This is a genomic window from Methylobacterium terricola, from assembly GCF_006151805.1.
Taxonomy (GTDB): domain Bacteria; phylum Pseudomonadota; class Alphaproteobacteria; order Rhizobiales; family Beijerinckiaceae; genus Methylobacterium; species Methylobacterium terricola.
The window spans coordinates 87,101-111,420 of sequence record NZ_VDDA01000017.1 but is presented as its reverse complement, the minus strand read 5'-3'; the positions used below and the strand labels follow the sequence as shown (position 1 = coordinate 111,420).

At 68.4% G+C, this 24,320-nt stretch carries 21 protein-coding genes; 5 read left to right on the top strand and 16 right to left on the bottom strand.

The window, feature by feature from the left end; genetic code table 11:
* Nucleotides 1-100: 100 nt before the first annotated feature.
* Complete coding sequence (locus FF100_RS26610; RefSeq protein ID WP_139038780.1) at nt 101-1,312, bottom strand: glycosyltransferase family 61 protein; 1,212 nt, start codon at nt 1,310-1,312, stop codon at nt 101-103.
* A 704-nt stretch (nt 1,313-2,016) separates the two neighbouring features.
* Here FF100_RS26610 and FF100_RS26605 point away from each other — a divergent pair.
* Nucleotides 2,017-3,396, top strand: coding sequence for a glycosyltransferase family 2 protein (locus tag FF100_RS26605; RefSeq protein ID WP_139038779.1), 1,380 nt, complete (start codon nt 2,017-2,019; stop codon nt 3,394-3,396).
* 703 nt (nt 3,397-4,099) lie between these two features.
* Here the strand turns inward: FF100_RS26605 and FF100_RS26600 are convergent.
* The 4 genes from FF100_RS26600 to ispG form a co-directional block, all read right to left on the bottom strand.
* Nucleotides 4,100-4,306, bottom strand: a complete 207-nt coding sequence (locus FF100_RS26600) for a hypothetical protein (RefSeq protein WP_139038778.1) — start codon at nt 4,304-4,306, stop codon at nt 4,100-4,102.
* A 66-nt stretch (nt 4,307-4,372) separates the two neighbouring features.
* Nucleotides 4,373-5,602, bottom strand: coding sequence for a bifunctional phosphopantothenoylcysteine decarboxylase/phosphopantothenate--cysteine ligase CoaBC (coaBC, locus tag FF100_RS26595; RefSeq protein ID WP_139038777.1), 1,230 nt, complete (start codon nt 5,600-5,602; stop codon nt 4,373-4,375).
* A 16-nt stretch (nt 5,603-5,618) separates the two neighbouring features.
* Nucleotides 5,619-7,589, bottom strand: a complete 1,971-nt coding sequence (locus tag FF100_RS26590; protein ID WP_139038776.1) for a potassium transporter Kup — start codon at nt 7,587-7,589, stop codon at nt 5,619-5,621.
* Between the two features lie 194 nt (nt 7,590-7,783).
* Nucleotides 7,784-9,094 carry a flavodoxin-dependent (E)-4-hydroxy-3-methylbut-2-enyl-diphosphate synthase gene (ispG, locus tag FF100_RS26585; protein ID WP_139038775.1) on the bottom strand — a complete coding sequence of 437 codons (1,311 nt, stop codon included), beginning with the start codon at nt 9,092-9,094 and terminating at the stop codon, nt 7,784-7,786.
* A 440-nt stretch (nt 9,095-9,534) separates the two neighbouring features.
* Between ispG and FF100_RS26580 the strand changes: the two genes are divergently transcribed.
* Nucleotides 9,535-10,623 (top strand): patatin-like phospholipase family protein, encoded by a 1,089-nt coding sequence (locus FF100_RS26580; RefSeq protein WP_246102395.1) that lies wholly within the window; start codon nt 9,535-9,537, stop codon nt 10,621-10,623.
* Nucleotides 10,624-10,880: 257 nt separating this feature from the next.
* On the opposite strand, the gene FF100_RS26575 is transcribed toward FF100_RS26580, so the two are convergent.
* Nucleotides 10,881-12,158: an alpha-hydroxy acid oxidase gene (locus FF100_RS26575; protein WP_139038773.1), complete on the bottom strand. Its 1,278-nt coding sequence runs from the start codon at nt 12,156-12,158 to the stop codon at nt 10,881-10,883.
* A gap of 138 nt (nt 12,159-12,296) precedes the next feature.
* On the opposite strand from FF100_RS26575, the gene FF100_RS26570 reads away from it, so the two are divergent.
* Together FF100_RS26570 and FF100_RS26565 are read left to right on the top strand one after the other, a co-directional pair.
* Nucleotides 12,297-13,106 (top strand): formate/nitrite transporter family protein, encoded by an 810-nt coding sequence (locus FF100_RS26570; RefSeq protein ID WP_139038772.1) that lies wholly within the window; start codon nt 12,297-12,299, stop codon nt 13,104-13,106.
* A 155-nt stretch (nt 13,107-13,261) separates the two neighbouring features.
* Nucleotides 13,262-13,696, top strand: a complete 435-nt coding sequence (locus FF100_RS26565; protein WP_139038771.1) for a tellurite resistance TerB family protein — start codon at nt 13,262-13,264, stop codon at nt 13,694-13,696.
* A 4-nt stretch (nt 13,697-13,700) separates the two neighbouring features.
* On the opposite strand, the gene FF100_RS26560 is transcribed toward FF100_RS26565, so the two are convergent.
* The 6 genes from FF100_RS26560 to FF100_RS26535 all read right to left on the bottom strand — a co-directional run bounded on the left by FF100_RS26560 (nt 13,701) and on the right by FF100_RS26535 (nt 18,395).
* Complete coding sequence (locus FF100_RS26560; protein WP_139038770.1) at nt 13,701-14,687, bottom strand: GlxA family transcriptional regulator; 987 nt, start codon at nt 14,685-14,687, stop codon at nt 13,701-13,703.
* Nucleotides 14,684-15,244, bottom strand: a complete 561-nt coding sequence (locus tag FF100_RS26555) for an isochorismatase family protein (RefSeq protein WP_139038769.1) — start codon at nt 15,242-15,244, stop codon at nt 14,684-14,686. The genes FF100_RS26560 and FF100_RS26555 overlap by 4 nt, the downstream gene beginning before the upstream one ends.
* 100 nt (nt 15,245-15,344) lie before the next feature.
* A complete protein-coding gene (locus tag FF100_RS26550; RefSeq protein WP_139038768.1) occupies nt 15,345-15,710 on the bottom strand; it encodes a VOC family protein in 366 nt (121 codons plus the stop codon).
* Between the two features lie 71 nt (nt 15,711-15,781).
* Complete coding sequence (locus FF100_RS26545) at nt 15,782-16,471, bottom strand: helix-turn-helix transcriptional regulator (protein WP_139038767.1); 690 nt, start codon at nt 16,469-16,471, stop codon at nt 15,782-15,784.
* A 73-nt stretch (nt 16,472-16,544) separates the two neighbouring features.
* On the bottom strand, nt 16,545-17,156 hold the full coding sequence (locus FF100_RS26540; protein WP_139038766.1) for a LysE family translocator: 612 nt from the start codon (nt 17,154-17,156) through the stop codon (nt 16,545-16,547).
* Between the two features lie 66 nt (nt 17,157-17,222).
* Nucleotides 17,223-18,395, bottom strand: coding sequence for an MFS transporter (locus FF100_RS26535; protein ID WP_139038765.1), 1,173 nt, complete (start codon nt 18,393-18,395; stop codon nt 17,223-17,225).
* A 97-nt stretch (nt 18,396-18,492) separates the two neighbouring features.
* On the opposite strand from FF100_RS26535, the gene FF100_RS26530 reads away from it, so the two are divergent.
* The gene (locus FF100_RS26530) at nt 18,493-19,407 is read left to right on the top strand and encodes a LysR family transcriptional regulator (protein WP_139038764.1); all 915 of its coding nucleotides are present in this window, start codon (nt 18,493-18,495) and stop codon (nt 19,405-19,407) included.
* 21 nt (nt 19,408-19,428) lie between these two features.
* Here FF100_RS26530 and FF100_RS26525 read toward each other — a convergent pair whose 3' ends face one another.
* The 4 genes from FF100_RS26525 to FF100_RS26510 form a co-directional block, all read right to left on the bottom strand.
* Nucleotides 19,429-20,325 (bottom strand): alpha/beta fold hydrolase, encoded by an 897-nt coding sequence (locus FF100_RS26525; RefSeq protein WP_139038763.1) that lies wholly within the window; start codon nt 20,323-20,325, stop codon nt 19,429-19,431.
* Between the two features lie 79 nt (nt 20,326-20,404).
* Nucleotides 20,405-22,642: a xanthine dehydrogenase family protein molybdopterin-binding subunit gene (locus FF100_RS26520; protein ID WP_139038762.1), complete on the bottom strand. Its 2,238-nt coding sequence runs from the start codon at nt 22,640-22,642 to the stop codon at nt 20,405-20,407.
* A gap of 8 nt (nt 22,643-22,650) precedes the next feature.
* A complete protein-coding gene (locus FF100_RS26515) occupies nt 22,651-23,664 on the bottom strand; it encodes an FAD binding domain-containing protein (RefSeq protein ID WP_139038761.1) in 1,014 nt (337 codons plus the stop codon).
* A complete protein-coding gene (locus FF100_RS26510) occupies nt 23,661-24,182 on the bottom strand; it encodes a (2Fe-2S)-binding protein (protein ID WP_139038760.1) in 522 nt (173 codons plus the stop codon). Before FF100_RS26510 ends, FF100_RS26515 begins: the two co-directional genes overlap by 4 nt.
* Nucleotides 24,183-24,320: the final 138 nt, after the last annotated feature.

Here is a 24,320-nt window from a genome sequence, read left to right as displayed (position 1 = left end):
GAGGAAGCCCGCCGCACTTGCCACCTTCTGGACGAGTGGGTTTGCTGGCAGTCGGATCATTGACGGACCTCGCCCGAGCGCAAGGCCAGACGACCGGGAGTCACAAAGACAGGCTATCGTAGAGGTGTTTGGCGACCAGCGGGGCGTTCGGCATGTAGATCACTTCACCAAAATTTTTCCGCGGCACGGGGCTGGTATGTGCCTCAGGGGAGTACAAATACTTCGTGCGGGATTCGCAGATTCGATCGATGAGATGGTAATTTGCGTTGACTGACCTTTTCATGCTCAAGATATTCATATGTCTTGGCGGGCAGAACACGCTCGCGTGCAGGAAAGACCCGGCGGTTCCGAGGATGAAACGACGCTCGGACATGAGCTTAACCTGATCAACAATCGGGAGAGTTTCTGGATAAACGATCTCGACACCGCGCGAGGCCAGATTTTCCTCAATCTCCAGTTCGTTGGCTATGCAGCCGACCCCGATCGAGAGTCTGGTTTTGGAGTAATAGATAGGCCGGTTGTTTGAGTCGATCGTACCGGCGAGAACGTCGCGGAATAAATCGCGGGCGAAATGCGCGTAGCAGCGATGTGCTGAGTTCTGCGGAAGTAAGCTCGTGCGTGGGATGATTACGTTGCGAAGCCGCGTCGGACGATCGAGAACGTCGAAGTTGTCCGGAGTCAGACCAAGTCGCCCCATAATCTCGGCAATGTACGGGAACCGGAACCAGTGACTCGGCGGCGCGTCACTGTGGCACAATAGCTTGCTTTTCCTGGAATAGGCTGAGCGGAACATCCACAGCCGTGGTAAGGTATCGACTAGAAAGTGGCCGAAATGGCAATTAAAATATCTTACATACATATAATTTGTGATATCTGCGACCTCCTTAATGCTATCTGCTGTTAGATTCGTTTTTGTGCTCTGTCGGTAGATCACAAAATTTCCGAACGCATCAAGTTCAGGGCTGCCGTCTGTATTGAAGAGTCCCCATGTGCCATCAGGGGTAAAAGGTAGATAGATACAAGAGTCTTTGATTGTGACACTTGGATCGGAAGCAATGATTTTCGCCTGCCCCCACATCATGTCGCATTCGACCAGAGGACTACCCGTACGTTTTTTCTCGGCGACCGCGAGATGCGAGAGCATGGCGGCCTCGCTGACGGGCGTGAACGTCTCCCATTCACCGACGCGCTCCCGATCGGCTGAAAGATCTTGGCGATCAGGCGCAGCGCAAAAATAGAAGCTTCCATCACTGATTGTTATGCCAGCGTTTGACCGCTGAAGATACAGGCCAGCGAACGGGCCGTCCGCCACAAGGCCCAGCTCGTCTGGCAATGAGATGAGCAGCGGGAGTGCCTGATTTGTCAGGCTGATATGGCCCAGAGCGCCGCCATCGACGATGCCGAGGTAGGTACCGTGCTAAGTTCTGAGATACATCATACTGTCACTTTCGATCAGCGCGTGCTTCTAGCTGGAGAGCGACAATTTTGACAAGTCCGCATGTCGCAAAATATAAAATGCAACACTCTATGTATGTGCGCGTATATGTCGCAACTATGACGCGCAAAATGCGGCTTAAAATTGTCAATTACGGATCGATTGTCGGGGGGGTGACGCATTTCAAGGAAAATTTAAATAAATAAATTTTTTTTCGCTGCCGTTACTTGAAAATTCAAGCGTAAATCATTGATCGCGCGTTATCCGGAGGAGGTAGGCGTGCCCTTCCCGCTTTACCGGCAGTCATGAATTTTTCATTTTCAATGTTTCTCGCGAGCATATCCGGAAATAACACAATACTTGGAAGCATCACGCATAGCCTGCGGATAATTAGCATAGAGTAAAGATTGACTGAGGCCCATTCAGATGATATATGCGGCGCGAAAAAGTTCTAACGTCCACCGTCGTGACGGCCGGCGCGCTGGAACACGATATCGTGGCAATGGGTTTCGCCTTGAGGTCAGTGTGCTAGCACGCACGCTGCGTCTTGGCGAGCGGTGAAAAGGTTGTGCGAGTCATTCATGGCTAAATATCAACATGCAATTCTTAATACTGCCCGGTGGGAGAGTGCCACCATTGTCGAATGGCTCCAGTATTATATCTCTCTTGGCTTTGATCATGCCTATATATATTGTAATGATGACGATCCTGCTGAAATGTATGAGCAGCTTCTGCCCTATATCGAATGTGATCGTCCGTTTGTAACTTTCCATCATATGCCTTATCAGGGCCAGCAGGCTGCATGCTGGGTTCATTTTTTGGAGAGCCATAAAAACGAGTGTGACTGGTTCCTGTTTATCGACGCGGATGAATTTCTCACGTTGAAGCCGCATAACTCGATCAAGGAATTTATGCGCGGACGTGAGGGCAATGTCGATTGCATTCATTTCAATTGGATCTGGTTCGGTCCCGAGGATTTTGAAGAACGGCCGGCTGGCAGCACCTTGCTGCAGTTCACGCACCGGGAGAGTGAAATGGTGCAGATGAACTACTTCACGAAGACGTTGAATCGCAGCAGCGCCATCGATGCGCGCCATATTGGGCGCCCTCCCGTCGATATGTTGAATCACCGTTGGCCACCCACTGTCGCTGCAGGTTTGCGTGAGGTCAACGTCCTGGGTGAGTCGATGACAGAGTTCTTCGCTGAATTTCCGCATTCGGCCGAGCGCTTCATGGCCGATATCGGCCGGCGGAAACGAATTATCGAAACGGCAGTCCTATATCATTATCTATTTAGGTCGAAGAAGGATTTTCAGCGGCGCGCCGATCGTGGCACGTTAGGAGCGTATTACTTCCAACCGATGTGGGCAGGCTTGCCCAGTCGGACGGAGGAATTTGCTGGCTTCCTCGGACGATTGGCTGAGAAGGAAGATCTCTACCTGCACGATTACTGGAGTAGTTATAAGAGCGAGATCGCTCGGCGTGCCCGATCGACGTCATTGGTGACGCCAAATCCTTTGCCGAATCTCGCGCGCGGATCGAGCCCCGAGCAGAGTTCGATTAGTCCTTGGTCGGTCGGCAAGGATCCTGTCTCGGATGCACGCGGTGCGATCAGTGGCATTCACACGGGGGCAGACGGTTTTCACACCGAGATCGAGGAGAATCCGTGGTGGAAGACGGACCTCGGCGGCCTAGCGCAGATTTCGGAGATCCGCGTTTTCAATTCACTTAAGAATCCGAGTATGGCAGCCCGTGCTTATCCACTCGTGATCGACACGTCGGTCGACGGGGAGAACTGGGAGCGCTTATTTCACAACTCTGGCGAGTCGCCTTTCGGAGGCGTCGACGGGCATCCGTTGATCGTGAGAACTGATCGAAAAGCAACATTTGTCAAGCTCTGGTTGACAACCCGGGACTATTTTCATCTTGATGAAGTCGAGATTTATGGGGCAATTCTATAAGTAAAGTTGCACAGGATCGGCGGTGTCAATGTCAACGAGCCACGCTAGCGGCTTGGCGTTGTGTGAGATGTGATCGGTTCTTGGAGCCGATCTCACCGCCTTGGACGATACAAGTACCGTGGCCAGGGAAATCTGGAGCAATTTCAGGCGAAGTGGATACCGGTTCGTCGCAGAAAATGCGGTGAAATTGGAGCACAAGAGCAGCGTCAGACCGCTACATGGCGCCGCTCTCTTTGGTGCTGGATTCATCTTAGCTTCTCGAAGGGATTCGGTGCTCCTTGATGGCATAATGGTTATGTGAAAGGGCGTTTCCTAATATTTTACCCCTTTATTCGGTTGCCGTTTTCGTTAAGTTCGTGCTTCATTATCATGTTGCGGTGGATAGCTTGGATCCAGCTGGCTCCGAAGGCCGTCATGAACTCGTAAGATCGCTGTCTGCTAACCGGTTGGCGGCGTCCGCGGGATCTAATCGCGATAGGGGTCTCGTTAAATTCCGATCTTTGGCCTGGGTGATGCCGAACAAGGCAGTTGCCTTGACCGCCTGAACCCTTGGATCAGCTTTCATCTGGCCGAGCCCTTCGGCGGTGATCAGGACTGGCGACAGGCCGCCCGCCGATTGAGCGTTCGCCACCAGTCTGGAATCGGGCATGGCTGGAACGAGCGAGCGAGAGGAAGGCGCGTCGGCTGGACTCGATCGCAGGCATTAGCGCCGCCGCTCGCACAACGTCTTCACATAGGTCCCCGCCTCGGTGCCTCGACCCGAGCCAGCCGCGATGGCGGGGCCCAACAGCAGGCATTCCTGCGGCGTATGGGCCGGATGGGTGATCACGTCCTGGGCGGTGTCGCGGGTGCAATCCTTCGCCGCCAGGGACGAGGCGCAGATCAGCGTGACGACGAGGATGGTGGGCAAGGCGGCCTCCCGGTGGAAGGCGGAGACATAATGCCGGATCGGCCTGCGCCCACCGCCGATCCGGCGCTATCTTGCCTCAGGGGGAGGGGCCAGTTCGGCGAGCCGCGCGACGAGGCGGCGGGCCACCTCATCCTTACCGAGGGTCGGCCAGGTCTCGAGGCTGCCGTCGCGGCCGATCAGGTGGACGCTGTTGCGGTCGCCGCCCATCACGCCAGACTCGGCCGAGACATCGTTGGCGACGATGAGGTCGCAGCCCTTGCGGGCGATCTTGGCCCGGGCATGGGCGATGACGTCGGTGGTCTCGGCGGCAAAGCCCACCACCAGGGGCGGGCGCCCGTCGGTCCGGCGCGCGATCGTCGCCAGGATGTCGGGATTCTCGGTGAGACGGAGGGGAGGGGGGCCGTCGGGCCCTTTCTTGATCTTCTGGTCGCCGAGGCTCTCCGGGCGCCAGTCGGCCACCGCTGCGGCGAAGACCGCGATGTCGGCCGGCAAGGCGGCCTCGACCGCCGCCAGCATCTCGCGGGCGGTCTCGATCCGCACCACCGTGACGCCGGGGGGATCGGGCAGGGTCACGGGTCCCGAGACGAGGGTGACCCGGGCGCCCGCCGCGGCGGCCGCCGCCGCGATGGCGTGGCCCTGCTTGCCGGAAGAGCGGTTGGCGAGATAGCGCACCGGGTCGATCGGCTCGTGGGTCGGCCCGGAGGTGACGAGGAGGTGACGGCCGGCGAGGGGCTTGTCGTCGGGCGATCCGGCCAGCAGCGCCTCGACGGCGTCGGCGATCTCCTCGGGCTCCGCCATCCGGCCGGGACCGGTCTCGGCCTCGGCCATCCGGCCGACATTCGGGCCGACCACCGCGACGCCGTCACCCTTCAGCAGCGCGAGGTTGCGCTGCGTCGCCGGGTGCAGCCACATCCGCACGTTCATCGCCGGGGCGATCAGGATCGGCAGGGTGGTGGCGAGCAGCACCGTCGAGGCGAGGTCCGGCGCGTGGCCGCCGGCGAGGCGCGCCATCAGGTTGGCGGTGGCCGGCGCCACCACCACGGCATCGGCGTCGCGGGCAAGCTTGATATGGCCGATATCGGCCTCGTCGGCCCGGTCGAACAGGTCGGTATGGGCGCGCTGCCCGGCGAGCGCCGCCGCGGCGAGCGGCGTGACGAATTCCTGCGCGCCCTTGGTCAGCACGCAGCGCACCGAGGCGCCGCGCTCGCGCAGGCGTCGGATCAGGTCCAGCGCCTTGTAGGCCGCGATGCCGCCCCCGATGACGAGGAGCACCCGCCTGCCGTCCAGGGCCGCCATCTCCACCGTGACCCCTCTAGACAGTGACCTGGGTGCCGACCTCGACCACCCGGCCGGTCGGGATCTGGAAGAAGTCCGTCGCGTCGTTGGCATTGCGGGCGAGCGTGATGAACACCCGGTCCTGCCAGAGCGGCATGCCCGATTGCGCCGCCGGGCGGATCGAGCGCCGCGACAGGAAGAACGACGTCGCCATGATGTCGAACTTGAAGCCCTGCTTGCGCAACAGCGCCAGGCCCTTCGGGATGTTCGGCGATTCCATGTAGCCGAACTTCATCACGACCTTCCAGAAATGCGGGCCCATCGGCTCGATCCGGACCCGGTCGGCATCGTTGAGGCGCGGCAGGTCGATCGTCTTGACGGTCAGCACGACGTTCTTCTCGTGCAGCACCTTGTTGTGCTTCAGGTTGTGCAGCAGCGCCGCCGGTGCCGTCTCGGGGTCGGAGGTGAGGAACACCGCCGTGCCGCGGACGTGGTGCGGCGGGCTCTTCTCCAACATGGCGACGAGCTCGGTCAGCGGCACGTCGGTCTTGCGCGTCTTGGTGAACAGGATGGTGACGCCGCGTACCCAGGTCCACATCAGCAGCACCAAGCCGCCGGCGAGCAGCAGGGGCATGTAGCCGCCCTCGAACACCTTCAGCAGGTTCGAGGCCAGGAACAGAAGCTCGACCGCGATGAACGGCACCATCACGGCGCCGGCGGCGAGCGGCGTCCACTTCCATACCCGCCACAGCACCAGGAAGGCGAGGCCGGCGGTGATCAGCATGGTGCCGGTGACGGCGATGCCGTAGGCCGAGGCGAGCGCCGAGGAGGAGCGGAACAAAATCACCAGGATCACCACGCCGAGCATCAGCAGCGTGTTGATCTGGGGCAGGTAGATCTGGCCCGAATGCGATTCCGAGGTGTGCCGGATCTCGAGCCGCGGCAGAAGGCCGAGCTGCACCGCCTGGCGCGAGAGCGAGAAGGCGCCGGTGATCACCGCCTGGCTGGCGATGACGGTGGCGGCGGTGGCGAGCAGCACCATCGGCAGCAGGCCCCATTCGGGGACGAGCTGGTAGAACGGGTCGGTGGTGTCCGGCTGCGCCAGCACCAGGGCGGCCTGGCCGAGATAGTTGACCGCGAGCGCCGGGCCGACGAGGACGATCCAGGCGGTCTGGATCGGCCGGCGGCCGAAATGGCCGAGATCGGCGAACAACGCCTCGGCCCCGGTCACCGCCAGGAACACCGCGCCGAGCGCCACCAGGGCGCCGGTGCCGTGCCCGAGCAGGTAATGGACGGCGTGCCAGGGATTGAGCGCCCACAGAACCTGCGGCGTGCGGGCGATGTGCGGCAGGGCCGCCAGCATCAGCACCGAGAACCAGACCAGCATGATCGGGCCGAAGAACGTCGCCATCCGGGCGGTGCCCCGGCTCTGGACCAGGAACAGCGGCAGGATGATCGCGATGGTGATCGGCAGGACGTAGTGGTCGAGGGCCGGGGTGACGAGCTTCAGGCCCTCCACCGCCGACAGGACCGAGATCGCCGGGGTGATGATCGCGTCGCCGTAGAACAGGGCGGCGCCGAACAGGCCGAGCATGAACACGATGTGGGAGCCGCCCAGCGCCTTCCGGGCGAGCGCCATCAGCGAGAGGATGCCGCCCTCGCCCTTGTTGTCCATCTGCAGCAGCAGCAGGACGTACTTGATGGTGACGATGAGCACGAGGGCCCAGAGCAGCAGCGAGACGGTGCCGAGCACCTCCTCGCCGGTGAGCACGCCGTCGGCCCGGCCCGGGCTCAGCGCCTCGCGGAAGGCATAGAGCGGACTCGTGCCGATATCGCCGTAGACGACGCCGACCGAGCCGAGGAACAAGGTCCAGAAGCTCGCCTTGGCGTGGCCGTGGCCCTCGGCCTCGTCGACGCTACCCGCCTTGGTCGGCGGCCCGCCGCTCGGCGGAGTGAGGGTTTCGGGCGGCGCGACGGGCCCGCCCGTGGGTGCGGTCGACTGTGTCATGTCTGATCGGGGATGCGCCCGCGGGCGGCCGGAGGTGCCGCCAAGCGCGCTGATGGGCCGGGTGGCGGGCTCGAGGCCTGAAGCAGCCCGGCGCGTCCGCCGGGCCTGAATGTGGCGAGATTGTAGCACGGGCCGGGAGGGGCGCAAGGCGGCGTGCCTGCCCCTCCGTTACGTTGCTCGGGAAGACGATCGCCTCACTCGGCGGCGCTGCGGCGACCTTGGCCGAAACGGCGCTCGATGTAGTCGATGACGATGCCCTCGAAGTCCTTGGCGAGCGTCGCGCCGCGCAGGGTCATCGCCTTCTTGCCGTCGATGAAGACCGGGGCGGTCGGCGTCTCGCCGGTGCCGGGGAGCGAGATGCCGATATCGGCGTGCTTCGATTCGCCCGGGCCGTTGACGATGCAGCCCATGACCGCGACGTTCAGCCCCTCCACGCCCGGATAGGTCTTGCGCCATTCCGGCATCGAGGTGGTGATCCAGTTCTGGATGTCGCGGGCGAGCTCCTGGAACACCGTCGAGGTGGTGCGGCCGCAGCCCGGGCAGGCGGCGACGAGCGGCACGAAGGTGCGGAAGCCCATCGTCTGGAGCAGTTCCTGCGCCACCTTCACCTCGACCGTGCGGTCGCCGCCGGGCTCCGGGGTCAGGGAGTAGCGGATCGTGTCGCCGATGCCCTCCTGGAGCAGCACGCCGATCGCCGCCGAGGCCGCCACGATGCCCTTGGTGCCCATGCCGGCCTCGGTCAGGCCGAGATGGATGGCGTAATCGGAGCGGCGCGCCACCTCGCGGTAGACGGCGATCAGGTCCTGCACCGCCGAGACCTTGGCCGAGAGCACGATGCGCTCCTTCGGCAGGCCGATCTCCACCGCCCGGTCGGCGGAGAGGAGGGCGGATTGCACCATCGCCTCGCGCATCACCGCGCGGGCGTCGCGCGGCTTCGCCGAGTTGGCGTTCTCGTCCATCATGTGGGTGAGGAGCGCCTCGTCGAGGGAGCCCCAGTTGGCGCCGATGCGCACCGCCTTGCCGTAGCGGGCCGCCTGCTCGACGATGGTGCCGAATTGCAGGTCCTTCTTCTCCTTGAACCCGACGTTGCCCGGGTTGATCCGGTACTTGGCCAGCGCTTCGGCGCAGGCCGGATGGTCGGTCAGGAGCTTGTGGCCGATATAGTGGAAGTCGCCGACGAGCGGGACATGGACGCCGATGCGGTCCAGGCGCTCGCGGATCTTCGGCACGGCGACCGCCGCCTCGTCGCGGTCGACGGTGATGCGCACGACCTCGGAGCCGGCCCGCGCCAGCGCGGCCACCTGCGCCACCGTGGCGTCGATGTCGGCGGTGTCGGTGTTGGTCATCGACTGCACGACGATCGGGGCGCCGCCGCCCATCACCACGGCGCCCTCGCCCTCGCCGATCCGGACGCCGACGGTGCGGTGCCGGGGGCTCGGGCCGGCGATCTCGGGGGCGGTCGTGTCCGCCGGGGCGGTCGCGGCGAGGGCTTCCATGGCTTCCATCGGATACCTTCAGGGGGTCGTTCGCAGGAGACGTGTGGCGCGTGGCGGGTTCGGGGTCGCGACGAGCGCGGCGTGACCCCCGTCTAGAGCATTTCCGGCCGGGGTGGAAATCGCTTCCCGCGCATGAAAGCCCGGCGCGATCAACGGACTAGGATCGCCCGGAACGGAATGCCGCGACATCCTTGCCGAAACCTTGTCCTTCTCTCGCGGGCCGAGCCGCCGCTTCGCCGCGGCGAAGCGAACCGCCGCCTTAGCTGAGGATGCCGGGCGCAGGCGTCAAGCGCGTGACACCGGACGCGGACCGGGTTCCCCAACGCGACTTTGCACCGCACCATTTGGCTTTCGCGGTGCAGCGCACCACATTCCTCCCCATGACGGATTCAGCCACACTCCACGAACCGGACCGGAGCGCGGGTGACCGCGATTCCCTGTCCCATGCCATGCCCCATGCCGAGCCGTGCCCGCAGGCGACCCAGGGCTCGCAAGCGACCAGCGGCCCCCTCGGCCGCGGCCTTCTCGGTCCAAGGGCCGAGAAGGCGATCGCCCTGGCGCTCCAGGGCGGCGGCGCCCACGGTGCCTTCACCTGGGGCGTGCTCGACGCCCTGATCGAGGATAGCCGCCTCGCCTTCGAGGCGATCACCGGGGCGAGCGCCGGCGCGATGAACGCCGTCGTGATGGTCGATGGCTGGCTGCGCGGCGGTCCCGATGGCGCGCGCGAGCGCCTGGAGACGTTCTGGCGCGAGATCAGCCTCGACGCCGACCTCTCGCACGCGCAGCAGAGCGTCGTCGACGGGGTGATGAGCTTCTGGAAGAAGACGCCGGTCGGGGCGTTCTGGAACGCCGTCGCCAGCCCCTACATGACCAACCCGCTCAACATCAACCCGCTCAAGCGGGCGCTGGCCGACACGGTCGATTTCGAGGCCGTGCGCCGGGATGGGCCGGCCGACCTGTTCATCTCGGCCACCAACGTCTGGACCGGCAAGATGGCGGTGTTCGAGCGGCCGAATCTCACCATCGACCACCTGATGGCGTCGGCCTGCCTGCCGACGGTGTTCCAGGCGGTCGAGATCGACGGCGTGCCGCACTGGGACGGCGGCTATCTCGGCAACCCGCCCCTCTATCCACTCTATCACGGCGCCCGGTCCCGCGACATCCTGCTGGTCCAGATCAACCCGGTCGAGCGCCGCGAGACGCCGCGCAGCCCGGCCGAGATCCGCGACCGCCTCAACGAGATCACCTTCAACGCCAATCTCCTGCGCGAATTGCGGGCGATCGACTTCGTCGACGACCTGATCGCCGACGGGGCGCTCGGGCGCTCGAATGCCTACAAGGAGGTGCTGCTCCACCGCATCGACGGCAGCGGCGGCGCGCTCGACGACGCCTCGGCCTCGTCGCGGCTGCGGGCGCAGTGGCCGTTCTTCCTCCACCTGCGCGATGCCGGCCGCGAGGCGGCGAAGGCGTGGCTCGATCAGCATTACGACGCGGTCGGGCGCGCGAGCAGCCTGGATCTCAAGGCGATGTACACCTGACGGCGGCGTCCCGCGGATGGCATGTCCGCGGGCGCGGCGGCGATACCGCCGTGCGTCACGGGCGTAGGGCGCTGCCAACCATCGAGCGGGTCGCGGTCGAGAAGGCGCCGCAGACGGGAACCCGGGATCCATGAACGCCGAGGGTTCGGCGCACGGCATCGGCGTTCCGCCTCTTGCGGCATCGTCGGCCGAGTTGGACCCCGGGTACCGCCGCGCGGCCCCGCGATGACCTGAGGAGTGTCGGAACCCTGGTCGGGTTACCCGGCACTCGACCTCTCCCACCCGCCCCGCCGCGCCCGCACGTGATCCCGCGTGATCGCGTCCAGGCTCGGTGTCCCGAGCAGCGTCATTGCGGTGTCGAGCTCGTTGCGAAAGATCTCGATCGCCCGCGACACCCCCTCGGTTCCGCCGGCCGAGAGCCCCCACAGGAAGGGCCGCCCGAGGCTGCAGGCGGTGGCGCCGAGCGCCAGGGCCTTGATCACGTCGGTGCCGCGGCGCACGCCTCCGTCGAGGATCACCTCGGCCCGGCCGGCCACCGCCTCGGCCACGTCCGGCAGGGCCTCGATCGCCGCCGGCACGTCGTCGAGCTGCCGGCCGCCGTGGTTGGAGACGATCACCGCCTCGATCCCGAGCGCGACCGCCCGCTCGGCGTCGGCCGGGTGCAGCAGACCCTTCAGTGCCATCGGCCCGCGCCAGGTGTCGCGGATGCGCGCGATGTCGTCCCAGTTCGCGGACGCATCGAACAGCGAGGCGACGTGCTGGGCGACGCTGGTGAAGCCGCGTCCTGCCACCTGAAAATTGCCGAAGCCGAGCCGCGAGCGCGCCGCACCCGCGAGCCAGGCCGGGCGCCGGGCGAGGTCGAGGGCGGTGGAGAGGCGGGGCCTGAGCGGCATGGTGAAGGCGTTGCGCAGGTCGCGCTCGCGCCGGCCCTGCACCGCGAGGTCGACGGTGAGGCACAGCACCCGGTAGCGCGCCGCCGCGGCGCGGCTGAGCAGCGCCTGCATCCAGTCGCGGTCGCGCAGGAAGTAGAGCTGGAACCAGCGCTCGCCCTCGGGCGCGCCGTCCGCCACCTGCTCGATCGAGGCGACGGAATTGGTCGACAGGCAGTAGGGAATGCCGGCCCGGCCCGCGGCCCGCGCGCCCGCCACCTCGCCGTCGGGCCAGAAGAAGCCGGCGAGTCCGGTCGGCGCCATCATCAGCGGCAGGGACGAGGGGTAGCCGAGGATCGACCGCGACAGGTCGCGGGTGCCGACATCGACCCCGACCCGCGGCATCAGCATCCAGCCGTCGAAGGCCGCGACGTTGTCGCGCAGGGTGCGCTCGTCTTCGGCACCGCCGTCGATGAAGTCGAACACTGCCTTCGGCAGCCGCCGGGCGGCCTGGGCCCGCAGGTCGGCGATGGCGTGGGCCCGCTGCAGGCGGGTGGCGAGCCGGGTCGGGGCGGAGCCCCGCACCGGCACGGGCGGCAGCGCCGTCATCGCGGTGGAAGGACGGTGGGCGACCGCCCGCCCGGTCCGGCGCTCGTCTGCGTCCACGCTGGCCTCCCCGGTCGTCCGATTCTCGCGTTCGGCCGCAGACGGGTAGCATGGGGCGAGCCCAGGATGGAACGGCGGAAGGCGCTGCGCGTCGAGCCGGCGCCGGCCACGCGCGGTCGGCAGGGGACGGACGGAGCCATGGCGGAACGCGACGAGGCCGAGCGCGGCGAGATCGAGGATCGTTCGGCGCCGCGTGCCCGGATCGTCCACGAGGTGGTGCGCAAGCAGGGCGAGGAGGAGCTGTCGCGCCCCGCCGGCTCGCTGTTCTGGTCGAGCGTCGCCGCCGGCATCGCCATCACGGCCTCGGTGCTCGCGCAGGGCGCGCTGCATCACAAGCTGCCGGCCGGGATGGAATCCCGCACCCTGGTCTCGCAGCTCGGCTATCCCCTCGGCTTCCTGATCGTCATCCTCGGCCGGCTCCAGCTCTTCACCGAGCAGACCATCGTGACCGTGCTGCCGCTGGCCACCCGCCCGAGCGGGCCGGCACTCGCCCGGACGGGGCGGCTGTGGGGCATCGTGCTCCTCGGCAACCTCGTCGGCACCTGCGCGGCGGCCGCACTCTACGTCCACGGCCGCCTGACGAGCCCGGGGCTCCTCGACGCCATGCTGACGGTGTCGCGCGAGAGCCTGATGCACAAGGCCCCCTCGGCGATGCTGCTCCAGGGCATCCCGGCCGGGTTCCTGATCGCCACCGTCGCGTGGCTGCGGGCGGCGTCGAGCGGGGGCGAGTTCTGGATCGTCTTCGCCCTGACCTTCGCGATCGTGCTCGGCGACTTCACCCACGTGGTGGCGGGCGCGGCGGAAGCCTTCCTGCTGCTCTGGGCCGGTGAGGTCGGTCTCGGCCAGGCCCTCGGCGGCATGATCCTGCCGGCGCTGATCGGCAACGTGATCGGCGGCACCGGCCTGTTCGCGCTGCTGGCCCACGCACAGGTCCGGCAGGAGCTGTGAGCGAGAATGGACAGGTCCGGCAGGAGCTGTGAGCGAGAATGCACAGGTCCGGCAGGAGCCGCGAGCGCGGGTGCTGCGCTGCGGCAGGCTGCCGATTTTCTCAATCCCCCGCGCTTGATAAGCAGGCCCGATCGATTCGCGCGTAAGGGAGTGTCATGAGCTTCGTCCAGGCGGCCTTCGGCCGGTTCAAGCAGACGGTGACGGCCTATGCCGGCGACGATGCGCTGATGCGGGCCGCGGTGTCGGCCTGCGCCAACGTGATCGTGGCCGACGGCGAGGTCGCGGGGGCGGAGTTCGAGGCGGCGCTCAAGGGCATGCTGGCCGACCCGATCCTCGAGAAGGGCTATGACAGCCTGATGCTGGAGGAAGAGCTCTACGACGGCATCGGCCGCGCCCGCACCCGGGCCGGGCGGATGCAGAACATGCACTTCATCGAAGCCATCGCCGAGCGCCCGGCGGAGCAGCGCCAGAGCGTCTTCCTGATCGCCGCCGACGTCGCCGATTTCGAGGGCATCAGCCCGTCCGAGCACCGGGCCCTGACCGAGGTCGCGACGGCGCTCGGGCTCGACCGGGACACGCTGCTGGCCTGACGCGTCATCCCTCGCGCAGCGCGCTCGGCGGGCGGTCGTGCAGGCGGCCCCAGGCCCGCCGGAGCTGGCGCGGCGAGGCAAAGCCGGCCCGCTCGGCCACCCGTTCCATGTCGAGCCGGGTCTGGGCCAGGAGGTCGCGGGCGAGCGCCACCCGCAAGCTGTTGACATAGGCCGGCAGGCTCATGCCGGCATGGCGGTTGAACAGGCGCGAGAGGTGGCGCGGGCTCGTCGCCGCGATGTCGGCAAGGGCCTCCAGGCTCCAGGCCCGGGCCGGATCGGCGCTCACCGCGTCCTGCACCCGGTGGATCGCCGGGTGAAGGTGATTGCGGCCCTCGAGCCAGGGTGAGAGCTGCGGATCGTGGCCGGCCCGCCGCAGGTACACGACGAGGTAGCGCGCCACCGAAGCCGCGCAGGCCGGGTCGACGAGGCGCGCCACGAGATGCAGCATCAGGTCGATGCCGGCGGTGATGCCCGCGCTCGTCAGACGCTCGCGATCCTCGACGAACAGCCGGTCCTCCAGCACCCGCGCGGCCGGGGCGAGCGCCGCCAGCTCGGCGCAGGCGGCGTGGTGGGTGGTGCAGGCATGCCCGTCGAGGAGCCCGGCCCGGGCCGCCAGCAGGGCGCCGGAGCAGATCGAGACCAAGCGGTGGCCCGGTCGCACCTGCGCCTTGAGCCAGGCGACGATTGCGTCCTCGGCCGCCCGCTCCGCCTCGCCCGGCGGCGAGGGATCGCCGAGCACCAGCTCCGCCGTGCCGGCGAGCAGGACGGTCGCCCCCTCCGGCAGCGGATCGGGCAGGGGCGCAAGGCCGGCGAGCCCGAGACCGATCGAGCTCACGACCTCCGGGCACGGCCCGGCATGGACGACGCGGAACCGCACCCGGTCCTGGATCAGGTTGGCCTTGCGCAGGACCTCGACCGGTCCGGCCACGTCGAGGAGCAGGGTGCGCGGCGGGCACACCACGATGACGGGGATGTCCGCCGGTCCGCTCACGCGGCGAGACGGCCGGCCGGCCCGGCCAACGCCTCCTCGACGGTCGCGATGCGGGCGAAGCGGCCGGCCAGGACCAGCTCGGTGCGGGCCCGGATCTCGTCAGCGCTCCAGCGCCGCCCGGCCGCGTCGGTCATGGCGAAGGTCAGGGTCGCCTCAGCCACGTAATCGACGGCGTAGCCGAGATCGGAGGCGTGGCGCGTCGTGGTCTCGCAGCACTGCTCGGTGCGGATGCCGCTGACGAGGAGCCGGCGGATGCCGTTCTGGTTCAGCCAGACCTCGAGCCCGCTGCCGACGAGCGCGCTGTGGCGCCGCTTCTGGAACACCGCGTCGGGGGTGATCCGCACCGGCTCGAGGGTGCGGACATGGCCGGAGGCGAGGGAGAACACGCCCTGATCCTCGACGTGGAAGACCTGCACCACGGGGACGTTTCGCGCCATGGCGCCGTCGATCAGGGCCTGCTGGCGGTCAAGGTAGCGCGGCAGATCGGCCTCGTCCCAGTAGGGGCGGTGGCGAAAGGAATCCTGAACGTCGATGACGAGGAGGGCGGTGTCGGGCATGTGCGCGATCCCTATCGGAGGAGACGGCGCCAGGATAGGCGCCGCCTCATCGTCCGAAAGGCCGCGTCCGGACCGGAAGCGGACGAAAAAGGACAGGGGCTCAGCCCGGCCGGAAGACCCGCAGGCGGTGCCCGTCGGGATCGCGGGCGACGAAGGTGCGGCCGAAATCCATGTCGGTCGGCGCCTGGAGGATCGGTACGCCCTTCTCCACCCAGGCGGCGTGCGTGGCGTCGAGCGCGGCGTCATCGGATACCGTGACGGCGATCTCGGCGCCGCCGCCGGTGGCGGTCGCGGCCGGCGCGACGCTGTGGCGGGACCAGAGCCCAAGCTTCTGGCCGCCTTCGAAGGCGAACAGCACGAAGGTCGGCGCAGCCTCGATCGGGGCACGACCGAGCAGGGCGGCGTAGAACCGGCCGCTCGCTACGGGGTCGTCGACGTAGAGGAGGGTATAGGTCGGCTGGAGCATCGTCGGGGTTCCCGTCTGGTGCGACGCCCCGGGGATTAGGCGACCCCGCTGACAGATTCCGGCAGCAGCCGTCACGCGGCGGGTGCGATGCCTTGCGCCGTCCGCCAGTCGCGCAGCAGGGCGTGGCGGGAGCGGGGATAGCGCTCGCCGGTCAGGGTCAGGGCCTCCATCCGGTCGGTACGGAAATGGCGGAAATCGTCCCGCGCCTCGCACCACGCGACGACGACCCGCACCCGCTCGAAATAGCCGAGGGCCACGGGCCAGATCACCCGCTTGGATCCGGCCCCGGCGGCATCGCGGTAGCGGATCGCCACCTTGTGCTGGGCCCGGATGGCCCCGCGCAGGGCGGACAGGTCGACGCCGTCCGGCACCGTCCCGGCGGGGCCGACCATCAGGGTCGAGGCGTCGAGCCGGTCGCGCAGCTCCGCCGGCAGCACCGCGGCGATCTTCGCCAGGGCGTCGCCCGCCGCGGCCGCCAGGGGGCCGTCGGTCCGCCCCGCGACCCAGCGCATCCCGAGGACCAGCGCCTCGATTTCCTCGTCGCGGAACATCAGCGGCGGCAGGGTGAAACCGGGACGCAGGACGTAGCCGAGGCCCGGCTCGCCCTCGACCGGCGCCCCTTGCGCCTGGAGGCTGGCGATGTCGCGGTAGAGGGTGCGCAGGCTGACGCCGGTTTCCTGCGCGAGGAGCCGGCCGCTGACCGGATGGCGGTGACGGCGCAGGACCTGGAGCAGGTCGAGCAGGCGTTCGGCACGGGACATCGGCGGGCTCGCGACGGGTCGGGCGCCGCTCCGTCGCAGAAGGAGCGCCGGAGCGGAAGGCCCCCCTTACGGCTCAGCGGGCCGCGACCACCGCCACGCCGGCCCCGACCATGACACTGCCGGCGACGCGGTTCGCCCGCCGGACCGCGATCCGGGTGCGCAGGATGCGGCGCAGCCGGCCGGCCAGAACGACATGGCCGCCGATCACCAGGGCTTCCACCGCGAGGATCACCGCCGCCAGGATCCCGACCTGCGCCGGGGTGAGGGCGGCTCCGACGACGTTCGGCAGCAGGGCGAGGTAGAACAACGGCATCTTCGGGTTGCCGAGGTTGAGGGCGAGGCCGGTCAGGACGCTCGCCGCCACGCCCGGCCGCGTGCCCGCGCGCTCCGCCGGCAGCACCGGCTCCGCGGTCCAGAGCCGGATCCCGGCCCAGACCAGATAGGCGGCGCCGGCGTAGCGCAGGACCGTCATCACGACACCCATCTCCTGCGCCACGACCGCGAGGCCGGTCGCGGCGAGGACAAGGAAGGCCAGGATGCCGAGCACCATGCCGAGCCCGTAGGCGAGGCCGGCGGCCGGCCCGTGCGAGAGCGTCCGGGCGATGATGGTCATGTTGTCGGGGCCCGGGCTCGCGGCAAAGACCAGGAAGGCGGCCGCGAAGGCCAGAAGGGTCGCGGGATCCATGGGACGCTCCGGATCGGCGGTAGGACATTCCGTCTCATCAAGAACCGGGCCACGGATCCCGCAGGGTCATGCCGAGGCCGGGGCAGGTTCCGGGCGCTGCCGTCCGCGGCGCAGGGCCAGCAGCAGGGCAAGGGCCGAGGCTGCCGCGGCGGCGCCGGCCAGCGACACGGCCGGGAAGCCGAGGCCCGCATCGATCACGGCGCCGCCCAGCGCCGCCCCGATCGCATTGCCGAGGTTGAAGGCGCCGATGTTCATCGCGGAGGCGAGGTTGGGCGCCGCGGCCGCCGCGCTCACCACCCGCATCTGGAGCGGCGGGACGATGGTGAAGCTCGCCACCCCCCACAGGAAGATCAGCGGCACGCTGGCCCATTCCGAGCGCATGCCCGCCGCGAACAGGACCAGGATCACGATGAGGCTCACCAGCGAACCGAGCAGCGTCCCGTCGAGCGAGCGGTCCGCCAGCCGGCCGCCCAGCCAGTTGCCGACCGCGAGCCCCAGCCCGTAGACGACCAGCATCGCCGTGACGAAGGCGTAGCCCGCCCCGGTCTCCACCCGCAGGATCGGCGCGATGTAGGTGAAGACGGTGAACATCGCGCTGGCGCCGAGCACCGTCAGCAGCAAGGCCGAGAGGACGGACCCGTGCCGCAGGGCGCGGAGCTCCGCGCGCATGTCGGTGCCCGCCTCCACCGGAAGCGGCGGCAGCGAGAGCCGCAAGGCCAGCATGGCCGCGCCGCCGATCGCCGCGATGCCGAGGAAGACGATGCGCCAGCCGGTCGTCTCGCCGATCCAGGCCGCGAGCGGTACGCCCCCGACCGTCGCGAGGGTCAGGCCCGAGAACATCGCGGCGACCGCGGAGGCCTGCCGATGCGGCGGCACCAGCCCCGCGGCCACGACGGCCCCGACGCCGAAGAAGGCGCCGTGGTTGAACGAGGTGACGACCCGCGCGGCGAGCAGCGTCCCGTAGCCGCCGGCCAGTCCCGAGAGCAGGTTGCCGAGGGTGAACACGCCCATCAGGCCGATCAGGAAGGTGCGGCGCGGCGTGCGGGCGAAGAGCAGCGTCATCAGGGGGGCGCCGACGAGGACGCCGACAGCGTAGGCGCTGACCAGCAGGCCGGCCGCCGGGATCGAGACCCCGAGATCGGAGGCGATGGCCGGCAGCATCCCCATCGGGGTGAACTCGGTGACCCCGATGCCGAACGCGCCGATCGCGAGCGCCAGCAGGGGTGGATTGATCGTCATGGGAGGCTCCCCGTTCGTTCCGAGCCGGCATTGTCTTGACGTGTGCCCTGAGCGGTAGTCAGGCTCGCGGACCAGGATCTGTGTGCTGGAGTCACGAATGCCGCGGGACGCACCCGACCGGGCCGGGGAGTTGGCGGTCTTCGCCGCCATCGTGCGGGCCGGCAGCCTGTCCGGCGCGGCGCGGGCGCTGGGCCTGACCCCGTCCGCCGTCAGCCGGATCGTCGCGCGCATCGAGGCGCGCCTCGGCGTGCGCCTGATCGTGCGGACGACCCGCAGCCTCCACCTCACGGCGGAGGGCGAGGCCTATGCCCGGGCGGCGCGCCGCATCCTCGCCGATCTCGACGAGGCGGAGAGCGCCATCGCCGACCAGGCCTCGCCGCGCGGCAAGGTGCGGGTCAGCGCCGCCACGGCCCATGGCCGCCTGGTCGTCGTGCCGCTGCTGGCGGAATTCGTCGCGCGGTACCCCGCGATCACCGTGGAGATCGATCTCAGCGACCAGATCGCCGACGTGCTCGGCGGGCGCGTCGACGTGGCGATCCGGTTCGGGCCGCTCGCCGACAGCCCGCTCACCGCCCGCCGCCTCGGCGAGACGGGCCGCATGGTGGTCGCGGCGCCGGCCTATCTCGCCCGGGCCGGCGTGCCGCGGGTTCCGGCCGATCTCGCGCGGCACAATTGCCTGGATTTCAGCTTCCGGCGCATCGAGCCCGGCTGGCCGTTCCGCGAGGACGGCCGTGACGTCCTGCTCGCGGTCCGGGGCAACCTCACGGCCAATAGCGGCGAGACCCTGGTGCAGCTGGCGGTCCAGGGCATCGGCATCACCCGGGTCGGCACCTTCCATATCGGCGAGGAAGTGGCGAGCGGGCAGCTCGTCCCGCTGCTCGAAGCCTACAACCCGCAGGACCGGGAAAGCATCCACGCGGTGTTCGTCGGCGGTGCCGCGATGCCCGCGCGGGTGCGGGTCCTGGTCGACTTCCTGGCCGAGCGGATGCGGGGCCGCCCGCCCGGCGGGTGATGCCGCCGGGTGAGCGCGCCGTCAGTGCTGCCCGACCTCGCCCAGATGCGTCAGCAGCGCCTCGGCCACCTTGTCCGGCGCCTCGCGGGTCGGGAAATGCCCGACGCCCTCCAGCTCCACTCTCCGGTAGGTCCCGGTGAAGTGTTGCTCCTGGCCCGCGAACGAGGCCGGCAGCACGCAGGTATCGGCGGAGCCGTGGATCACCAGGGTCGGCACCGCGATGCTGCGGGCTTCCTCCGCCTCTCGGGTCAGGTCGGCGAAGCGCGGGTCCGGCGCGTCGGCGCCCCAGCGCGAGCGGTAGAAGTTCAGCGTCACCGCGGCCCAGTCCGGGTTCTGGAACGACGGGGCGGTCTTGCCGAAGGTCTCGTCGCTGAACCAGGGAGCGGGCGGGCTCCAGGCCACCCATTGCTCGCGGGCGAAGGCCAGCGGGTTCTCGCGCACGAAGGCGGCGCCCGGCTCGGTGTTCATGAACCACTGGTACCAGAAGGCCCGCACCTGCGGCAGCGGCGGCACGCCGATGCGGCCCGGCGCCCACGGCACCGACAGCGCCGCGATCGAGGCGACGCGCTGCGGCCGGGCCGCCGCCAAGAGGTAGGCGACGCGGCCGCCCCAATCGTGCCCGACCACCGGCAGGCGGGAGAAGCCGAGGGCATCCATGAAGGCCAGGATGTCGGCGGCGAGCGAAGCGGTCTCGCCGGTCTTCGGCCCTTCGGGATTCAGGAACTTGGTCGGCCCGCAGCCGCGCCAGTAGGGCACGATGGTGCGCCAGCCGGCGGCGTTCAGCTGCGGCACCACGCCGTCGAACGTCCGCGGGTCGTCCGGCCAGCCGTGCAGCAGCAGGACCGGCTGGCCCATATCGGGCCCCGAGGCCTCGTAGGTGATCTCGACCTCGCCGGCGGCGACGCTGTTGACGTCCATGCTGGTGCTCCCGTCGCAAACGCGAAGGGCGGGGCCCGTGGAGGCCCCGCCCTTACTCCCCTTCAGCTGACGAGATGGGTCAGCCGAGGATCTTGTCGATGGTGATCGGCAGCTCGCGTACCCGCTTGCCGGTGGCGTGGAACACCGCGTTCGCCACCGCGGCGGCGGCGCCCACGATGCCGATCTCGCCGAGGCCCTTGACGCCGAGCGGGCTGACCTTGTCGTCGTGCTCGTCGACGAAGATCACGTCGATGTCGTGGATGTCGGCATTCACCGGCACGTGGTACTCGCCGAGATTGTGGTTCATGATCCGGCCGAGGTTGTGGTCGACCATCGACTCCTCCTCGAGCGCGGCACCGATCCCCATCACCACCCCGCCGAGGATCTGGCTGCGGGCGGTCTTGAGGTTGAGGATCTTGCCGGCCGCGATGGCGCTCACCACCCGCGTCACCCGGACCACGCCGAGTTCCTCGTCGACCTTCACCTCGGCGAAGACCGCCGAGTGGGTGTAGGCCGAGAAGCGCATGTTGGTGAGCATGCTCGGCTTGACCTTGCCCGTCGCCTCCACCGTCTCGGCGCCGCCGGCCCGCATCGCCTCGGCGATCGTCACCTTGCGCGATGGGTTGCTCTGGAGCCGGATCTCGCCGTCGGCGAAGGTGACGTGGGCGAGATCGGCGTTGGCGAGCGGCGAATCGGCCATGCCGCGGGCGTAACCGAGCAGCGTGTCCGCCACCTTGCGGCAGGCCTCCTGCACGGCGGCACCCGAGGAAGCCGCGGTCCAGGAGCCGCCGGCGAGCGGCGCCTCAGGCAGCGCGGTGTCGCCGAGCCGGGTCGTGACGTGATCGAGGTCGAGGCCCAGCGCGTCGGCGCCGATCTGGCTGAGGATGGTGTAGGTGCCGGTGCCGAGATCGGCGGTCGAGCAGGCGAGTTCGAGCTTGCCGTCGGGCGTGAGCGTGGCGCTCGCGCTCGACTGCATCATCATCGCCTCCCACACGCCGGTCGCCATGCCCCAGCCGACGAGCTCGCGCCCGTCGCGCATCGCGCGCGGCTCCGCCTTGCGCTTCGACCAGCCGAACCGCGCCGCACCCTGCTCGTAGGCGGCGCGCAGCGCTTTCGAGGTGAAGTCCTTGCCCTCGCCCTCGTCGCGCTCGGCGTAGTTGCGCAAGCGTAGTTCCAGCGGATCGATTCCGGTGGCGTAGGCGAGTTCGTCCATCGCCGATTCGAGGGCGAAGATGCCGGTCACCGCCCCCGGCGCCCGCATGTCGGACGGGGTGTAGGTGTCGATCTTGGCGAGCTTGTAGTCGAGCGTGACGTTCGGGCAATGATACAGCAGGCCCGACCAGTTGACGACCGCCTCCTGGTAATCCTCGAAGGTCGAGGTGCCGGCGACCGCGTCGTGGGTCAGCGCCTGGAGGCGCCCGTCATTGTCCGCCCCCAGCGCCACGGTCTGGAACGTCTCCGGCCGGTAGCCGAAGGTGAACATCTGGTCGCGGGTCAGCACCACGCGGACCGAGCGCTTGAGATCGAGGGCCGCCGCGACCGCGAGGTAGAGCTGGTATTGCGGTCGGAGCCCCGAGCCGAACCCGCCGCCGACGTAGGGCGTGATCACCCGCACATTGTCGGGCTTCAGGCCGAACACGCCGCAGACGTAGCCTTGCGTGTTGTTCACGCCCTGGATCTTGTCGTGGATGGTGAGCTTGCCGTCGCCCTCGTAGACCACCGTCGAGGCGTGCGGCTCCATCGGGTTGTGGTGCTCGATCGCCTGCTTGTATTCCTGGCGCAGCTGGATCGGCGCCGTGTCGTAGGCACCCGCGGCGTCGCCGCGCGGGTCCGGCGGCGGCTTGATGCCGGAGCGCTTCTTCGGCGGCACGTAGGCGGCGTCGCGATTCTTGTTGAGGTCGGTGTTCGGCACCTCCTCGGCATAGGTCACCCTGACCAGGCTGGCGCCGTAGCGGGCGAGCTCGAAGCTCTCCGCCACCACCAGCGCCACCGGCTGGCCGCCATAGACGATCTCCGGCCCGTTGAGCGCCCGGAACGGCGAGCCGGGGGGCGCGACCTGATCCTGGTAATTGTAGTCGAGCCAGGCGGTGCGCGGCTTGTTCTTGTGGGTCAGCACCTTGATCACGCCGGGCACCGCCTCGGCGGCGCTCGTGTCGATCGCCGTGATGCGGCCCTTGGCGATGGCGCTCGACACCACGACGCCGTGGGCGAGGTCGGGGGCGGTGAACTCGGCGGCGTATTTGGCGGCGCCCGTCACCTTGGCGGGACCGTCGAGCCGGCTCTGCGCGGTGCCGACGTAGCGGGAGGGAGTGGCCATGGGTTACCTCAGGCGATGCGCTTGTCGGTCTGGGATTGCGGCGTGCCGGCGGCGGCCTGGGACAGGCCCCGCACGATGGCGCGCCGCGCCAGCTCGACCTTGAAGGCGTTGTGGGCGTAGGGCCGGGCCTCGGCCAGGATCACGTCCGCGGCCTCGCGGAAGGTCTCCGGCGTGGCCGGCTTGCCCTGCAGGCGGCCTTCGGCTTCCGCGTTGCGCCAGGGCTTGTGGGCGACGCCGCCGAGCGCCAGGCGCGCGGTGCGGATCGTGTCGCCGTCCATCTCGAGCACGGCCGCCACCGAGACCAGCGCGAAGGCGTAGGACAGCCGGTCACGCAGCTTCAGGTAGGTGTAGTGCGTCGAGAAATCCTCGTCCGGCAGGTCGACCGAGAGCACGATCTCGCCGCGCTGGAGCGTGGTATCGCGTTGCGGCTCGTCGCCCGGCAGGCGGTGGAACTCGGCGAAGGGGATGGACCGGCGGCCGTCCGGTCCCTCGACCTGCACAACGGCGTCCAGCGCCGCCAGCGCCACGCACATGTCGGAGGGGTGGGTGGCGATGCAGGTGTCGGAGGCGCCGAGAATCGCGTGGATCCGGTTGACCCCGGTCATCGCCGGGCAGCCGCTGCCGGGCTCCCGCTTGTTGCAGGGCGTGCCCTCGTCGTAAAAATAATAGCAGCGGGTGCGCTGGAGCAGGTTGCCGCCGGTGGTGGCAGCGTTGCGCAATTGCGGCGAGGCGCCGGCCAGCAGCGCGCTCGCGAGCAGCGGATAGCGCTCGTTGACCAGCGGGTCGTAGGCGACGGTGGCGTTGGGCACCAGCGCGCCGAGGCGCAGGCCCCCCGCGTGCTGGACGATCTCGTCGAGCGGCAGCCGGGTGATGTCGACGAGACGGCCTGGCCGCTCGACATTGTACTTCATCAGGTCGACGAGGTTGGTGCCCCCGGCGATGAAGCGCGCCGCCGGATCGGCGGCCAGCGCCTGCACGGCCTCCTGCACGGTGCCGGCGCGGGTATACTCGAACCGGTTCATTCCGCGGCCTCCCGGAAGGACGAGCCCTTGTTCTTCAGCACGTCCTCGACGGCATCGACGATGTTGGAATAGGCGCCGCAGCGGCAGATGTTGCCGCTCATGTGCTCGCGGATCTCGTCGCGCGAGCGGGCCCGGCCCTCCTCGATCAGCGCCACCGCCGACATGATCTGGCCCGGGGTGCAGTAGCCGCACTGGAACGCGTCGTGCTCGACGAACGCGGCCTGGACCGGGTGCAGGCTCCCCGTCGACAGGCCCTCGATGGTGGTGACGTGGGCGCCGTCCTTCTGCACGGCCAGCGCCAGGCAGGAATTGATCCGCTTGCCGTCGACGATCACCGTGCAGGCGCCGCACTGGCCGTGGTCGCAGCCCTTCTTGGTGCCGGTGAGGTCGAGTTCCTCGCGCAGCAGGTCGAGGAGCGTGGTCCAGGGCGCGACCCGGAGCTGGCGCTCCTGCCCGTTGACCGTAAGCGTGACCGGAATCGTCTCCGGTGGGGCGGAGGAGCCGCTTTCGCTGAGCATGGGCTTGGCCATCGATCGTGAGAGGCCCGGCCTCGGCGCGCGCCGAGAGCGGGCGCGCGGCCCCCGGCCGGGCGGCATACCCGATAACCGTTCCAGTGTGCGGACGTTCCCCAAGGGAGTATCGGGGGATGTGGGCGG

Coding starts and splice junctions, on each gene's coding strand:
- FF100_RS26510 (WP_139038760.1), bottom strand. CDS start 24,182: ATGCTCAGCGAAAGCGGCTCCTCCGCCCCACCGGAGACGATTCCGGTC.
- FF100_RS26520 (WP_139038762.1), bottom strand. CDS start 22,642: ATGGCCACTCCCTCCCGCTACGTCGGCACCGCGCAGAGCCGGCTCGAC.
- FF100_RS26540 (WP_139038766.1), bottom strand. CDS start 17,156: ATGGATCCCGCGACCCTTCTGGCCTTCGCGGCCGCCTTCCTGGTCTTT.
- FF100_RS26535 (WP_139038765.1), bottom strand. CDS start 18,395: ATGACGATCAATCCACCCCTGCTGGCGCTCGCGATCGGCGCGTTCGGC.
- FF100_RS26525 (WP_139038763.1), bottom strand. CDS start 20,325: ATGGACGTCAACAGCGTCGCCGCCGGCGAGGTCGAGATCACCTACGAG.
- FF100_RS26565 (WP_139038771.1), top strand. CDS start 13,262: ATGAGCTTCGTCCAGGCGGCCTTCGGCCGGTTCAAGCAGACGGTGACG.
- FF100_RS26605 (WP_139038779.1), top strand. CDS start 2,017: ATGGCTAAATATCAACATGCAATTCTTAATACTGCCCGGTGGGAGAGT.
- FF100_RS26555 (WP_139038769.1), bottom strand. CDS start 15,244: ATGCCCGACACCGCCCTCCTCGTCATCGACGTTCAGGATTCCTTTCGC.
- FF100_RS26545 (WP_139038767.1), bottom strand. CDS start 16,471: ATGTCCCGTGCCGAACGCCTGCTCGACCTGCTCCAGGTCCTGCGCCGT.
- coaBC (WP_139038777.1), bottom strand. CDS start 5,602: ATGGCGGCCCTGGACGGCAGGCGGGTGCTCCTCGTCATCGGGGGCGGC.
- FF100_RS26530 (WP_139038764.1), top strand. CDS start 18,493: ATGCCGCGGGACGCACCCGACCGGGCCGGGGAGTTGGCGGTCTTCGCC.
- FF100_RS26515 (WP_139038761.1), bottom strand. CDS start 23,664: ATGAACCGGTTCGAGTATACCCGCGCCGGCACCGTGCAGGAGGCCGTG.
- FF100_RS26550 (WP_139038768.1), bottom strand. CDS start 15,710: ATGCTCCAGCCGACCTATACCCTCCTCTACGTCGACGACCCCGTAGCG.
- FF100_RS26570 (WP_139038772.1), top strand. CDS start 12,297: ATGGCGGAACGCGACGAGGCCGAGCGCGGCGAGATCGAGGATCGTTCG.
- ispG (WP_139038775.1), bottom strand. CDS start 9,094: ATGGAAGCCATGGAAGCCCTCGCCGCGACCGCCCCGGCGGACACGACC.
- FF100_RS26580 (WP_246102395.1), top strand. CDS start 9,535: ATGCCCCATGCCGAGCCGTGCCCGCAGGCGACCCAGGGCTCGCAAGCG.
- FF100_RS26590 (WP_139038776.1), bottom strand. CDS start 7,589: ATGACACAGTCGACCGCACCCACGGGCGGGCCCGTCGCGCCGCCCGAA.